This window comes from Bradyrhizobium sp. SSBR45G (assembly GCF_030159255.1).
Taxonomy (GTDB): Bacteria; Pseudomonadota; Alphaproteobacteria; order Rhizobiales; family Xanthobacteraceae; genus Bradyrhizobium.
In genome coordinates this window covers 123711-137389 of sequence record NZ_BSCT01000002.1, presented here as the reverse complement: position 1 = coordinate 137389, position 13679 = coordinate 123711, and the positions used below count along the sequence as shown (strand labels likewise).

Annotated in this window: 13 protein-coding genes; 10 read left to right on the top strand and 3 right to left on the bottom strand. The window is 66.4% G+C overall.

From position 1 onward, the window contains the following. Window positions 1–37: 37 nt before the first annotated feature. Window positions 38–1885 (top strand): tetratricopeptide repeat-containing glycosyltransferase family protein, encoded by a 1848-nt coding sequence (locus tag QQL87_RS03575; protein WP_284418853.1) that lies wholly within the window; start codon window positions 38–40, stop codon window positions 1883–1885. Here the strand turns inward: QQL87_RS03575 and QQL87_RS03570 are convergent. Continuing rightward, window positions 1882–2670 carry a YdcF family protein gene (locus tag QQL87_RS03570; protein WP_284418656.1) on the bottom strand — a complete coding sequence of 263 codons (789 nt, stop codon included), beginning with the start codon at window positions 2668–2670 and terminating at the stop codon, window positions 1882–1884. The genes QQL87_RS03575 and QQL87_RS03570 overlap by 4 nt on opposite strands. Before the next feature lie 130 nt (window positions 2671–2800). On the opposite strand from QQL87_RS03570, the gene QQL87_RS03565 reads away from it, so the two are divergent. From QQL87_RS03565 to QQL87_RS03555, 3 genes are all read left to right on the top strand, one after another. After that, entirely contained in the window at window positions 2801–3742 is a 942-nt protein-coding gene (locus QQL87_RS03565) for an acetamidase/formamidase family protein (protein ID WP_284418655.1), read from the top strand. A 1166-nt stretch (window positions 3743–4908) separates the two neighbouring features. Then, window positions 4909–5106 (top strand): hypothetical protein, encoded by a 198-nt coding sequence (locus QQL87_RS03560; RefSeq protein ID WP_006614936.1) that lies wholly within the window; start codon window positions 4909–4911, stop codon window positions 5104–5106. A gap of 81 nt (window positions 5107–5187) precedes the next feature. Continuing rightward, complete coding sequence (locus QQL87_RS03555; protein ID WP_284419316.1) at window positions 5188–5664, top strand: GcrA family cell cycle regulator; 477 nt, start codon at window positions 5188–5190, stop codon at window positions 5662–5664. 48 nt (window positions 5665–5712) lie between these two features. On the opposite strand, the gene QQL87_RS03550 is transcribed toward QQL87_RS03555, so the two are convergent. Further along, a complete protein-coding gene (locus tag QQL87_RS03550; RefSeq protein WP_284419514.1) occupies window positions 5713–6102 on the bottom strand; it encodes an endonuclease domain-containing protein in 390 nt (129 codons plus the stop codon). Window positions 6103–6263: 161 nt separating this feature from the next. Further along, window positions 6264–7232: an SDR family NAD(P)-dependent oxidoreductase gene (locus QQL87_RS03545; protein WP_284419318.1), complete on the bottom strand. Its 969-nt coding sequence runs from the start codon at window positions 7230–7232 to the stop codon at window positions 6264–6266. Window positions 7233–7457: 225 nt separating this feature from the next. On the opposite strand from QQL87_RS03545, the gene QQL87_RS03540 reads away from it, so the two are divergent. The 6 genes from QQL87_RS03540 (at window position 7458) to QQL87_RS03515 (ending at window position 13595) form a co-directional block, all read left to right on the top strand. Continuing rightward, the gene (locus QQL87_RS03540) at window positions 7458–7613 is read left to right on the top strand and encodes a hypothetical protein (protein WP_284419320.1); all 156 of its coding nucleotides are present in this window, start codon (window positions 7458–7460) and stop codon (window positions 7611–7613) included. A gap of 399 nt (window positions 7614–8012) precedes the next feature. Then, window positions 8013–9122 carry a BMP family ABC transporter substrate-binding protein gene (locus QQL87_RS03535; RefSeq protein WP_284419321.1) on the top strand — a complete coding sequence of 370 codons (1110 nt, stop codon included), beginning with the start codon at window positions 8013–8015 and terminating at the stop codon, window positions 9120–9122. Then, window positions 9119–10228, top strand: coding sequence for an ABC transporter permease (locus QQL87_RS03530; protein ID WP_284419323.1), 1110 nt, complete (start codon window positions 9119–9121; stop codon window positions 10226–10228). The genes QQL87_RS03535 and QQL87_RS03530 overlap by 4 nt, the downstream gene beginning before the upstream one ends. 3 nt (window positions 10229–10231) lie before the next feature. Beyond that, a complete protein-coding gene (locus QQL87_RS03525; protein WP_284419325.1) occupies window positions 10232–11158 on the top strand; it encodes an ABC transporter permease in 927 nt (308 codons plus the stop codon). A 227-nt stretch (window positions 11159–11385) separates the two neighbouring features. Beyond that, window positions 11386–12069: a biuret amidohydrolase gene (biuH, locus tag QQL87_RS03520; RefSeq protein WP_284419326.1), complete on the top strand. Its 684-nt coding sequence runs from the start codon at window positions 11386–11388 to the stop codon at window positions 12067–12069. Continuing rightward, window positions 12066–13595: an ABC transporter ATP-binding protein gene (locus QQL87_RS03515; protein ID WP_284419327.1), complete on the top strand. Its 1530-nt coding sequence runs from the start codon at window positions 12066–12068 to the stop codon at window positions 13593–13595. Before biuH ends, QQL87_RS03515 begins: the two co-directional genes overlap by 4 nt. Window positions 13596–13679: the final 84 nt, after the last annotated feature.

Genomic DNA, 13679 nt, shown 5'->3' with positions numbered 1-13679 from the left:
CACTTATGAATTTTGGATTCTCGGACAGGATCCAGCGATGAGCCGCAGCGACCGGAAGACAGGCGCCAAAAGCGCGACGGCCGGCCCGGGAACGGCGCCGCCGCTGTCGCCGGCCGCGCTCTACGAGGCTGGCATGCATCACCTCGGCGCAGGCCGTCTGCTCGATGCGCAGGTCTGCTGCGAGCAGGCGCTGGCCGCGGATCCGAACCATGCCGACAGCCTCTATCTGATGGGCCTCGTGTCGCTGCAGTCGCGGCAGCATGACCACGCGGTGGCATGGCTGTCCCGTGCCATCCGGCAGATGCCGAAGATCGATTATCTCACCACCCTCGGCTTCACCCTGAAGCAGATGGGCCGGCTCGATGATGCGTTCGCCGTGTTCGACAAGGCGATCCAGCTCAAGCCCGACGACGCCGAATTGTGGAAGCATCTCGGCGGCGTGCTGCTGGCGCTCGATCGGGGAGCAGAGGCGCTGCTGAGCTACCAGCACGCCCTGACGATCAATCCCGCGCATCGCGAGGCGGCCTTCCAGAGCGGCCTGCTCCTGCAACAGCAGCAGCGACATGACGAGGCCATCCAGGCTTTCACGGTGTGCCTGACCGCGCAGCCGGACGACCTGCAAACGTTGCAGAGACGCGCCAAGTCGTTCCGCGAGCTGAAGCGCTACGATGATTACCTGGTGGATTGCGAACGCGCGCAAGCGCTGGCGCCGGCTGATCCGCTGGTCTGCAACAATCTCGGTGACGCGCTGGTCTGTCTCCGCCGCTTCGATGAGGCGCTGTCCTGGTTCGACAAGGCGCTGGCGTTGCGGCCGGGCTTCGTCGACGTGCTGCACAACAAGGGCTTTGCGCTGCTGCAAGGGCTGCGCTTCGAGGCGGCGGCTGCGGTCTATCGCGAGATCCTCGCGATCGAGCCCGGCAATGCCAAGGCTGCCTGGCAGCTCGCCCATATCGAGCTGCAATGCGGCGACTACGCCGCCGGCTGGGGCCGCCGCGAGGCGCGCTGGAACATGCCGGATTTCTCGCCTGACTATCCGCGTTTCGCCCAGCCGAAATGGCTGGGCCAGGAGGATATCGCCGGCAAGACCGTCCTGATCGAGGAGGACGAAGGCTACGGCGACAACATCCAGTTCGCGCGCTATCTGCCCATGGTCGCGGCGCGCGGCGCCAGGGTGATCCTGGTCGTGCGCGAGCCGCTGCGGCGGCTGATGACGGGGATCGCGGGCGTCGCGCAATGCCTCGCCTTCGCGCCGGACCTGCAGCGCCCTACGTTCGACATGCATTGTCCGATCATGAGCCTGCCGCTCGCCTTCGGCACCACGCTCGCCACCATCCCGTCGGCCAGCTACCTGCCGCCGCTGCCGGCCGATCGCGTCGCGGCCTGGGAGCAGCGGCTCGGTTCGCATGACCGGCTGCGCGTCGGTCTCGTCTGGTCCGGCAACCCGCACCAGGCCAATGACGGCAACCGTTCGATGCCGCTTGCGACGCTGCTGCCGCTGCTCGATGTCGAGGCTGACTTCATCAGCCTGCAAAAAGAGCTGCGGCCCGCGGACCGGGCGATGCTCGCGCAGCAGACCCGCATCCGCGATTTCACCGCCGAGCTGACCGACTTCGCCGACACCGCGGCCCTCATCTCCCGTCTCGACGTGGTCGTCACCGTCTGCACCAGCGCCGCGCATCTCGCCGCGACGCTCGGACGTCCGACCTGGATCATGCTGCCTCATCTCGGCGACTGGCGCTGGCTCAGGGACCGCGACGACAGCCCATGGTATCCGAGCGTGCGGCTGTTCCGGCAGGATGCCAGCTGCCGCTTCGAGCCGGTCGTCGCGCGCGTGCGTGGCGATCTGGCGGCGAAGGCAGCCGGCTTCGGCAGGACGACGACTTAGGTCGGTCCCGGAAACAGATCGTCGGTGCGGCCGCGCAGGCGGTAGGCCAGCAGCCCGACCCATTCGCGCACCGCAATGTCGGCGCGCCGCAGGCCGAGCAGCGAGACGCCGTCGACATCGAGCACGCGGCCGACGCGCCAATCCACCGGATAGGGCTCGACCGGGAAGCCCGCTTTGCGGAATAGCCCGACGGAGCGCGGCATGTGATAGGCCGATGTGACCAACAGCCAGCGCTCGCCGGGTTTCGGCGCGAGCATCGCCTTGGAGAAGATCGCGTTCTCGTAGGTGTTGCGCGACTGCCGCTCCAGCAGCAGCCGCTCCTTGGGCACGCCGAGGCTCTCCAGGATCTCGGCGCCGACATCGGCCTCCTTGGCCTCGGTCGCGATCAGATTGGCGCTGCCGCCGGTGAACAGGATCTTCGCATTCGGATAGCGCCGCGCCAGCACCGCAGCCTGGATCACCCGGTCCGCGCCAGCCACCGTCACCGGCATGCCGTACATCGCCGACAGATCGGAATCGACCGGCCCGCCCAGCACGATGATGCCGTCCGGCGCGCCCCTGGCCGGATCCCATTTCGGAAACCGGCTCTCCAGCGGATACAGCATCAGGCTGCCGAGCGGCGTCAGCCCGACGATGGCCAGCAGCAGCATGGCGGACACCACGAGCCTGCGGCCGAGCACGGCAAAGCGGGTCAGCATCAGGAGTGCGCCGAGCAGCCCCAGCGCGATCATGAAATTGGTCGGCAGCGCCAGCAGGCCGAGCGTCTTCGACAGCACAAAAAACATTCACGACTCCGGCGCGGGGTGAGTGGCCACGGCCGCCCTCATACACGACGGCAGCCCTGCGTCGCCATCTCTCTGCGAACGCCATCTGATGCGCTATGCTCGTGGCCGAACCGCTACGAATGAGAGGACCATGGCCCATCACCATCTGCACGCGAGCCCCGAGACCTGCCATTGGGGCTTCTTCGAATCCCGGCTCAAGCCGGTGCTCACGGTCGCCAGCGGTGACGAGGTCACGATCGACACCATCAGCGGCGGGCCGGACGTGCTGCCCGATACCAGCCAATTCTACGTACCCCCGGAGCTGTTCGAGGTTCATGCGAGGTCCGAGCGCATGGTGCCCGGCCACATCCTGACCGGGCCTGTCGCGGTTGATGGCGCCGAGGTCGGCGACGTACTGGAGGTCGACATCCTCGACGTGCAGCTGCGGCAGGACTGGGGCTACAATCTGATCCGGCCGCTGGCGGGCACCCTGCCCGACGATTTCCATGAGAGCCGGCTCCTGAACATCCCGCTCGACCGGACGCGCATGGTCGGCAAGATGCCGTGGGGCCTGCAGCTGCCGCTGGCGCCGTTCTTCGGCGTGATGGGCGTAGCGCCGCCGCCGGCCTGGGGCCGCATCACCTCGCTGATCCCGCGCGCGATGGGCGGCAATCTCGACAACAAGGAGCTCGGCGCCGGCGCCAAGCTCTATCTGCCGGTGTTCGTGCCGGGCGCGCTGTTCTCCTGCGGCGACGGCCATGGCGTGCAGGGCGACGGCGAGGTCTGCGTCACCGCGATCGAGACCGCGCTGCAGGGCCGCTTCCGCCTCACCTTGCGCAAGGACATCAAGCTCGACTATCCGCGCGGCGAGACGGCCACACATTACATGACGATGGCGATGGACCCCGACCTCGACCAGTGCGTGGTCCGGGCGCTGCGCGACATGATCGTGCTGTTGGGCGAGAAGCGCAATCTGTCGCGCGAGGACGCCTACACGCTGTGCAGCCTCGCCGCCGATCTGCGGGTCACCCAGACCGTCAACGGCTCCAAGGGCATTCATTGCATGATCGCCAAGGCCGTCGTGCACGGGTGACATTGGCGTCAGGCACGCACGCTGGCGCCCCTCCCACCGCCGTGGGGGGGGGGGGGGGGGGGGGGCGCCGGGCGCCGCCGGGGCGCGGGCCGGCCCCCCCCCCCCCCCCCCACACCGGTCGGCGGAGCCAGATGCCGCCATCCGCCCTGCAGATCATGTCCTGCGGTCCATCCTGCAGACGGAGCATCGAAGGGAACGCACAACTCTCCTCCGTCATTGCGAGCGCAGCGATGCAATCCAGAGTGTTTCCGCGGAAGGATTCCTGGATTGCTTCGCTGCGCTCGCAATGACGGTGGGGCGGCATCTCGCACTCCTAGTGTAGTACGGCTGCGGCAAGCTTCCGAAGACGCGCCTCCGCAGCCCCGCGGCAGATCCTGCCCAGGTCATGCTGCAGCCTCTCGCCCTCGATCAATCGGAGGGCGCAGGGAAGGCCAGGCGTCGGCTGACGCCTGCGGCCCGCCTGCGAGAAAAATGCAGGCGGCAGGTACCACAGGTGCAGCCGGACACGCCCGGCCTTCCCTGCGCGATGGTTTCACGCTTATACGCAATCGCCCTGGTGCGCCGGCTTGTTGGCCACCATGATCCGCGCGGCGCCTCGAGCGCCGCCGCGAACGTAACACCAGCTTCGGGGTGTCAGGCCGCTGCGACTTCGCGTCCGCGCCGAGCCGTTCGTCCGCGCATCACAAGGACACGCTGCGGCTCCATCGCGGCCATCGCTCCCCGCCTCGCGTGTCGTGACGATCGCGCGCAACGCCCCTTCCGAGTGAGGCGGGATGGCGACATCAGATCATGATTTCCGGAAAAGCGAAAGCTTTATTTTCTGAATCAGCGAAATTTGTCGCCGCCGGCGGTCGCCGTGTCGCGCGGCGGCAGAACCGTTGCGTACAACCGGCAACAGAGGATCGCAGGGCGCGCGCGACGCGGGCGCCGGCCAGCTTCCGGGACGGGTCGCGCGAATCCTCCAGCCGGCTCCGCTCCGTACCATTCCGGCCCCGGACTCGCGGCACGCGCGGAGAGTCACCGTCGCGACCGCGCAGATTCGTCATATTTCCATAAAATTCAATATCTTAACCACTTATCCCCAGGCCGCTGTACAACCTATTGGATTCCTAATAGAGTCTAAAAAGTTACTTTTCTGTACACCGGTTACGGACTAGCTTTTAGGCATGGCGACGGAAAAAGCCGAAACTGACCGCATCCCCGTAACCCTAGCCCTGGCAACCATCGGCTATCTCGAAAAGCTCGTGAAACAGGGAACCCACGGCACCAGCGTTCCGGGTGTCTGCAGAACGTTGATCGAAGAAGGCATCCGGCTCGCCATCAAGGACGGGCTGCTGTCGATTCGCGACAACGGACGGGCGTAACAGGGACACACCACGCGGAAACAGTTTCGGTGCAGCCGTTGGCCAGGACGATCCAGGACGGATCAAACTTGGAAGCGACACATGCCCGCCGAACGACAGACCCAACCCACCTGGACCGAGGAACGGCTCCAGGCCCTGAAGCAGCACTTTGAGGCCGGGCTGACCTGCCGAGAGATCGCCGCCGAACTCGGCGTCAGCCGCAACGCCGTGATCGGCAAGATCTCCCGCCTGGCGCTGACCCGCGACAATGGCGGCGACAGCCGGCGCGTGGTCCGTGCCGAGACGACACGCGACGGTTCGCGCCGTCCCGTGCCCAAGCTGCGCCGCCGCATCCTGCGCGCCGTCAGCAACGATCCGCCGCCGATCATGGTCGAGGAGCCGCCGGCAGGTCCCGTCGAGAACGGCTGCTCGCTGTTCGAACTCTCCAAGGAACGCTGTCGCTGGCCGATCTCGACGCCGGGCGCGGATGATTTCTGCTTCTGCGGGTCGAAGCCGATCGACGGGTTGCCGTATTGCCCGAGCCATACGCGGATGGCGTACCGGGTGGCGTCAAGGTAGGTACCGTCTGGCGCAAACCTCACGCATGATCGGTTGTGGGGCGCACCTTCACGCTTCGCTCGGTCGCCGCGTTCTGCGGGGACGGCGCGACGCTCTCGTCTCCCCTCCCCCTTGCGGGGAGGGGTCGGGGGTGGGGGTCCACGCGCGCTGAATGTCGTGAAGTACGCCTTCGATATTTCCCAGCACCTCGTTGTTCCAGAAGCGAAGAACGCGATATCCGAGCGCCTCGATTTCTTTTGTACGGGCGGCGTCTTCCGCCTGCTTCCAATCATGCTGGCCGCCATCGACTTCGATGATCAATTTGGCTTTGCGGCTGACGAAGTCGACGATGTAAGGCCCGATCTGGGCCTGACGGCGGAAGTGAGAGCCGGCCAGCTTAATGTCGTGACGAAGACGTTGCCAGAGAACATGCTCGGCCTCGGTCGGCTCGGCGCGCATCCGGCGGGCGAATGATTGCTGGCGACCGTCCATGGTAGTCTGTCTCATCACTGATAGCGCGACTCGTGGACCCCCACCCCCGACCCCTCCCCGCAAGGGGGAGGGGAGCTCACCGTCTTCGGGGCGAGAGATTCTGTCCCAACTAAACCGATGGACCTGCCCTACCCCAGCTTCCAGCCCGCCTCTTGCGCGAAGCGCTGGAAGAACTCCGGCTCATACGCCTGCTCCGGCGACTGCCGCACGCGCATGTCCAGCAGCTTGGCGTCCTCGCCGACGAGGATGCGCCATTGCTCGGCTTTGACGCCGTCGAGGATGATCTTCGCGGCCTGCGCCGCCGTCGTCGGAGCGTCCTCGAGGAAGCTGCGGGCGCGTTCGCGGGCGGCGTTCTGGATGTCGGCGTCGCTCTTCGCTGACACGTCGATGCCCATGCCCGTCATGCGCTGGCGGGCGAGCGCGATCTCGGTCTCGCTGAGCTCGTCGGTGTCGGTGCCGCTTTGCATCTTGCGGGAGTTCGACACGATCGAGGTGCCGATGTGGCCGGGCATCACCACCGAGCACTTGATGTGCGGCGCGTTGAGGCGGAGGTCGTTGATCAGCGCCTCGGTAAAGCCCTTCACCGCGAATTTCGCGGCGCTGTAGGCGGTGTGCGACACACCCATGCCGACGGAAGCCCAGAAGCCGTTGACGCTGGAGGTGTTGACGATGTGGGCCTCGTCGGCCTTGAGCAGCAGCGGCAGGAAGGTGCGGACGCCGAGATAGACGCCGCCCCAGCAGATGTTGAAGGTGCGCTCCCACTGTTCGCGGGAATTGGTGAACAGGCTGCCGCCGCCGCCGATGCCGGCATTGTTGAACAACAGATGGATCCTGTCGGTGGCCTGCTGCTCGATCAGCTCGTCGCGGAAGCGCTGCAGCTGGGCCTCGATCGAGACATCGGCGACGTGGGTGGTGACGCGCAGGCCCTGCGGCAATCCCTCCGCTTCGCATAGCCGCCTGGTCTCGGCCATGGCCTCCGCTGAGACGTCGCACATCGCGACGTTGCAGCCTTCGGCGACGAGCTGGCGCGCGAGCTCGCGGCCCATGCCCGTGCCGCCCCCGGTGATCACGGCGATCCTGCCGGCAAAATCCTTCATCGATTGCACTTCCTTCCCTTGCTACGGGATGGCCTTGCCACCCCAGCAACTTCCTCGTTCTCTTCGCGGAACGCGGCATCAGCTTAGGACGTTTGACGGGACTGACCAGAGCAGATCTCGATGATCCACGCTGCAGTGCACGACCGAAAGATTGCGCTCTGGGGTTGAACCCGCGGGCCGGCCGTCCGACTTATTCCATGGGGAGGCAGGCTCGAGGAGGTTCGCATGGCGTACCAACAGGGGCACTGGCACGACGATGGCTGGCGCGACACGATGGTCGATCCTGCAGGATCAGACGACGGCGCCTATGTCACGGGCTGGACGATCAGCGGGCTCGCGGTGATCGGCACCATCGTCGCCGTCTGGCTGCTCGGCATCTGAGAGCCGCAGTGGAAACGCGGGGCGCTTGCGCATCCGCGTAGGGCCTGAGCGGAGCCATGGGGCGCGCTGTGGCTGCGCGACGTCTCACCTTGCCCAACTTTCAAGTCGTCGCAGCGGACCATGCCGACCGACTCCGCAACGGTTGGCGGTGGTCCCGTGCGGCCGAACTCGTTGCATACAATTGAAGTCGATTGATTAAATCATAGGCTGAATTCTGCCGCGCGGTTCCGCTGCCCAAATCAAAGCCATTCACAAATCAGAGGTATTTCAGCGACTTACCCCTCCTGCCCGCTCGGTCGGCCCTGGCACAAAGCTTGAAAAGCTCCCTCCGAGGCTCCGCCGTGCCGGTGAAGCCGAGATGAGAGGCGCGAGCCCGGAGCTCGCCGAGGGAGCACACCAATGGACTTTGGCAGGATTTCACGACGGCATCTGTTGCAGGGTGGCGCGGCGCTGACGCTCGGCGCAGCCGCGGGCCTGCGGCCGGCCTTCGCCGCCGACACCACGATCGGCTTCATCTATGTCGGCTCGCGCGACGACTACGGCTACAATCAGGCGCATGCGCAGGGCGCGGCGGCACTGAAGAAGCTGCCTGGGCTGAAGGTGATCGAAGAGGAGAAGGTGCCGGAGACCGACGCGGTCGAGAAGACGATCGAGTCGATGATCAATCTCGACGGCGCCACGCTGCTGTTCCCGACCTCGTTCGGCTACTACAATCCGCACATGATCAAGATGGCCAACAAGTACCCGAAGCTGCGCTTCGAGCACTGCGGCGGCCTGTGGAGCGAGAAGGATCCGAAGAACGCCGGCTCCTATTTCGGCTATATCGACGAGGCGCAGTACATCGCCGGCATCGTCGCGGGCTACACCTCGAAGAGCGGCAAGCTCGGCTTCGTCGCGGCAAAACCGATCCCGCAGGTGCTGCGCAACATCAACGCCTTCACGCTCGGCGCCAAGCTCGCCAACCCCAAGGCCACCACCCAGGTGATCTTCACCGGCGACTGGTCGATGCCGGTCAAGGAGGCCGAGGCGACCAACAGCCTGATCGACCAGGGCGTCGACGTGCTGACCTGCCATGTCGACGGTCCGAAGACGATGGTCGAGAACGCCGCGCGCCGCGGCGCCTTCGTCACGGGCTATCATGTCAACCAGTCGCCGCTGGCGCCGAAGGCATATCTCACCGGTGCCGAGTGGAACTGGGAGGCGCTGTATCCGAAGTTCGTCAAGATGCTCCAGGCCGGCGAGAGCATCCCGAACTTCTATCGCGGCGGCCTCAAGGAAGAGGTGGTCAAGATCTCGCCCTATGGCGAGGCGGTGCCGGAAGCTGCGCGCAAGCACGCCGACGAGATCAAGGCCAAGTTCATGGGCGACGGCTACACCATCTTCAAGGGTCCGCTGCTGGACAACAAGGGCAACACCGTGATCACCGCCGGCACCGAGCGCGGCCAGAAGGATCCGGAGCTCGAGAAGATGGACTATCTGGTCGAGGGCGTGATCGGAGCGACGTCATGACATCAGAGGCGGCCGATCCGGTTGATGCGGCCGCCATCGCGCCGGCCGCCGATGCAGGCTTCCTGCAACGCTGGGGCACTGAAATCGAGTACATCCTGATCCCGGGCGCGGCGCTGGTCGCCGCGCTCCTGGTGTTCGGCATCTTCGTCGCGCTGTTCGGCAAGAACCCGCTCGACCTCTATTGGTACATGTATTACGGCGCGTTCGGCACCTGGTTCTCCTGGCAGAACACGCTGAGCCGCGCCGCGCCGCTAATCCTGACGGCGCTGTGCACCGCCCTGCCCGCGCAATTGGGCATGGTGATCATCGGCGGCGAAGGCGCGCTTCTGATCGGCGCCTTGGCCGCGACGTCGGCCGCGCTGGCGCTGCAGGGCATGCCGCCGCTCGTGGTGCAGATCGCGATGGTGATCGCCGGCATGACCGGCGGCGGCTTGTGGATTCTGCTGTCCGGGGGCTTGCGGCAGTATCGCGGGGTCAACGAGACCATCTCCAGCCTGCTGCTGGTCTACATTGCGCTGGCGATCCTCAACCACCTCGTCGAAGGCGCGATGCGCGATCCGGCCAGCCTCAACAAGCCGTCGACCCGCGAGATCGGCGCCGCCAACATGATCGGCACCATTCCCGGCACCGACGTGCATTGGGGCCTGGTGTTCGGGCTGATCCTGGCGGTCGCGTCCTACATTCTGATCTTTCACACCACCTTCGGCTTCGCCGCGCGCGTCGCGGGGGGCAACATCCGCGCCGCCAAAATCGTCGGCCTCTCCGTCGGCAAACTGATCCTCACCGTGTGCTTCCTCGCGGGCGCCTGCGCGGGCCTCGCCGGCATGGTCGAGGTCGCCGCCGTGCAGGGCCGCACCAACGCCAACCTCGCGGTCGGCTACGGCTTCACCGGCATCCTGGTGGCATTTCTCGCGCGGCAGAATCCGCTGGCGATCATTCCGGTTGCGATCCTGCTCGGCGGCATCAACGCCTCCGGCGGCCTGCTGCAGCGACGGCTCGGCCTGCCCGACGCCTCCGTGTTCGTGCTTCAAGGCATCATCTTCATCTCCGTGCTGGCGAGCGACGCGCTCTACGGACGCATCGGCTTCCTCAAGGGAAAGTCCTGATCCATGGCTGACGGCAACATCGGACTCTGGACCGTCCCGCTCGCGGTGCTCGGCGGCGCCATCCGCGTCTCCACGCCGTTCCTGTTCGTCAGTCTCGGCGAATGCATCACCGAGCGCTCCGGCCGCATCAATCTCGGCCTCGAGGGCACGCTGGTGATGGGCGCGATGAGCGCGTATGGCATCTCCTACCTCTCGGGCTCGCCATGGCTCGGGGTGCTCGCCGCCGGCCTCACCGGCGCGCTGCTCGGCGCACTTCACGCCGGCATCTGCTCGCTGCCGCGCGTCAACGACGTTGCGGTCGGCATCTCGCTGATGCTGTTCGGCACGGGCCTCGCCTTCTTCCTCGGCAAGCCGCTGATCGAGCCGACCGCGGCGCGATTGCCGGCGATCGATTTCGGCTGGTGGAGCGACGTGGCGCAGGTCCGCGCCGCGTTGCGCATCAACGTGCTGTTCCTGCTGGGCGTGGTGCTGGCGCCAATCCTCTACTGGGCCTTCAAGACCACGCGCTGGGGCCTCCTGATCCGCACCGCCGGCGAGAGCGCGGACGCGGCGCGCGCGATGGGTCATTCGGTGCTGATGATCCGGCTGCGCGCCACCATGGCCGGCGGCTTCCTCGCCGGCATCGGCGGCTCGTTTTTGTCGCTGTTCTATCCCGGCAGCTGGAACGAGGGCCTGTCGTCGGGACAGGGCATCACCGCGGTCGCGCTCGTCATCTTCGCCCGCTGGGACCCGATGCTCTGCCTGTGGGCCTCGCTCGCCTTCGGCGGCGCCGCCGCGCTGGGGCCTGCGCTGCAATCAGTCGGCGTCACCTCCGGCTATCATCTGTTCAACGCCGCGCCCTACATCCTGACGCTGCTGATCATGATCATCACCTGCTCGCCGAAGCGCACGCTCAGTGGCGCGCCGGCCGAGCTGTCCATCACGCGGTGATAGGCAGTTGGCCATGAGGACAGACGTTGGAGCGGGCACTTCCTTCGCGGCCATCCTTCGAGACGGCCGCCTTCGGCGGCCTCCTCAGGATGAGGAGTCTCTGCGCGGCGACATGCCCACCCTCATGGTGAGGAGCGTCGCACTTGCGACGCGTCTCGAACCATGAGGCCCCAGACGGCGCCGCAACGCCAAGTACCGATGGCCTCGAACTTTATTGGAGCCCAATCATGACCCAGCGCACCATCCGCTCCGAGCCCTATGCCTGGCCCTACAATGGCGATCTGCGCCCTGAGAACACCGCGCTGATCGTGATCGACATGCAGACCGATTTCTGCGGCGTCGGCGGCTATGTCGACAAGATGGGCTACGACCTCTCTCTCACCCGCGCCCCGATCGAGCCGATCAAGAAGCTGCTCACGGTGATGCGCGCTCAAGGCTTTCTCATCATCCACACCCGCGAGGGCCACCGCACCGACCTCTCGGACCTGCCCGCCAACAAGCGTTGGCGCTCGCAGCAGATCGGCGCCGGGATCGGCGATCCCGGCCCGTGCGGCCGCATCCTGGTGCGCGGCGAGCCGGGCTGGGACATCATCCCTGAACTCGCGCCCCTGCCCGGCGAGATCATCATCGACAAGCCTGGAAAGGGCTCGTTCTGCGCCACCGACCTCGAGCTGATCCTGCGCCTCAAGGGCATCCAGAACATCGTGCTCACCGGCATCACCACCGATGTCTGCGTCCACACCACGATGCGCGAGGGCAACGACCGCGGCTTCGAATGCGTGCTGCTGTCGGACTGCTGCGGCGCCACCGACAAGGGCAACCACGACCACGCGCTGAAGATGATCAAGATGCAGGGCGGCGTGTTCGGCGCGGTCGCAACCTCAGCGGCGCTGATCGAGGCGCTGTCATGATCGGCGAGGATCCGACGCCATCATCCGCGTTCGGCGTCGAGGCGATCGCGATGACGATGCGCTTCGGCGCGTTCACCGCGCTCGACAATGTCGAGCTGAAGGTGAAGCCCGGCTCGTTCCACGCGCTGCTCGGCGAGAACGGCGCCGGCAAGTCCACGCTTGTCAAATGCATCATGGGCTACTACCGCCCGACCGAAGGCGACGTGCTGATCGCCGAGCGCGAGCGCGCCATCAGTAACCCCAAGGATGCCCACGCGCTCGGCCTCGGCATGGTCTACCAGCACTTCACGCTGGTGCCGGCGATGACGGTCGCCGAGAACCTCGTGCTGGCGCGTGACGACGTGCCCGCCGTGGTGAACTGGGCGCGCGAGAAGCAGGAGCTGGAAGCCTTCCTGTCGCGCATGCCGTTCCGCGTGCCGCTCGACGCAAAAGTCTCCGACATCTCCGCCGGCGAGCGGCAGAAATGCGAGATTCTCAAGCAGCTCTATCTGAAGCGGCGCTTCCTGATCCTGGACGAGCCGACCTCGGTGCTGACGCCGGGCGAGGCCGACGAGGTCTTGGGCATGCTGCGCAAGATGGTCGAGGCCGGCGAGCTGACCATCCTGATGATCACGCACAAATTCCGCGAGGTCATGGCGTTCGCCGACGAGGTCACGATCCTCAGGCGCGGCAAGCTCGCCGGCCGCGGCAAGGTCAGCGAGCTCACGCCCGACGACATGGCGCGGATGATGATCGGCGCCGAGCAGTTGACGGTGCAGCCCGCCCGCACCGGCGAGGCCGGCACCGTCAAGCTCGAGGTCGAAAAACTGGTCGCGCTGGACGATGCCGGCGGGACGGCCGTACATGAGCTGTCGCTGACCGTCCGCGCCGGCGAGATCGTCGGCATCGCCGGCGTCTCCGGCAACGGCCAGCGCCAGCTGGTCGAGGTGCTCTCGGGCCAGCGCGAGGCCGAGAGCGGCGCCGTCAGGGTCTCCGGCGCGCCCTATTCCGCGACCCGCGAGGAGATGCGGCGGCACAAGATGTCGCTGCTGCCCGAGGAGCCGCTGAAGAACGCCTGCGTCGGCGGCATGAGCGTGGCCGACAATATCGCGCTGCGCGAATTCGACCGCGCGCCGTTTGCCCGCGGCGGCTGGTGGCTCAACAAATCAGCGTTCCGCGCCGATGCCACCACCAAGATCAACCGCTACAAGATCAAGACCCGCACCCCGGATACGCCGATCTCGGCGCTGTCGGGCGGCAACGTGCAGCGCGCCGTGCTGGCGCGCGAGCTCGGTCACGACGTCGAGGTGCTGATCGCCGCCAATCCCTGCTTCGGCCTCGACTTCGCGGCGGTGGCGCAGATCCACGCCGAGATCATGGCCGCCCGCAACCGCGGCGCCGCCGTGCTCTTGGTCAGCGAGGATCTCGACGAGCTGCTCGAACTGTCAGACCGCCTGGTCGTGATGTTCCATGGCCAGCTGGTCTACGAAACCCGCGCCAGCGATGCCGACCTGACGGAGATCGGAAGGCACATGGCGGGACATTGAGGCGAGGGTCGATGCGTTTCGGGACGAGGAAGCCAGCAAACTGCCGCGCTGCTCCTGACGTCCATCACTTTCACCGCGTCATTG

Coding starts and splice junctions, on each gene's coding strand:
- QQL87_RS03575 (WP_284418853.1), top strand. CDS start 38: ATGAGCCGCAGCGACCGGAAGACAGGCGCCAAAAGCGCGACGGCCGGC.
- QQL87_RS03570 (WP_284418656.1), bottom strand. CDS start 2,670: ATGTTTTTTGTGCTGTCGAAGACGCTCGGCCTGCTGGCGCTGCCGACC.
- QQL87_RS03565 (WP_284418655.1), top strand. CDS start 2,801: ATGGCCCATCACCATCTGCACGCGAGCCCCGAGACCTGCCATTGGGGC.
- QQL87_RS03560 (WP_006614936.1), top strand. CDS start 4,909: ATGGCGACGGAAAAAGCCGAAACTGACCGCATCCCCGTAACCCTAGCC.
- QQL87_RS03555 (WP_284419316.1), top strand. CDS start 5,188: ATGCCCGCCGAACGACAGACCCAACCCACCTGGACCGAGGAACGGCTC.
- QQL87_RS03550 (WP_284419514.1), bottom strand. CDS start 6,102: ATGCGCGCCGAGCCGACCGAGGCCGAGCATGTTCTCTGGCAACGTCTT.
- QQL87_RS03545 (WP_284419318.1), bottom strand. CDS start 7,232: ATGAAGGATTTTGCCGGCAGGATCGCCGTGATCACCGGGGGCGGCACG.
- QQL87_RS03540 (WP_284419320.1), top strand. CDS start 7,458: ATGGCGTACCAACAGGGGCACTGGCACGACGATGGCTGGCGCGACACG.
- QQL87_RS03535 (WP_284419321.1), top strand. CDS start 8,013: ATGGACTTTGGCAGGATTTCACGACGGCATCTGTTGCAGGGTGGCGCG.
- QQL87_RS03530 (WP_284419323.1), top strand. CDS start 9,119: ATGACATCAGAGGCGGCCGATCCGGTTGATGCGGCCGCCATCGCGCCG.
- QQL87_RS03525 (WP_284419325.1), top strand. CDS start 10,232: ATGGCTGACGGCAACATCGGACTCTGGACCGTCCCGCTCGCGGTGCTC.
- biuH (WP_284419326.1), top strand. CDS start 11,386: ATGACCCAGCGCACCATCCGCTCCGAGCCCTATGCCTGGCCCTACAAT.
- QQL87_RS03515 (WP_284419327.1), top strand. CDS start 12,066: ATGATCGGCGAGGATCCGACGCCATCATCCGCGTTCGGCGTCGAGGCG.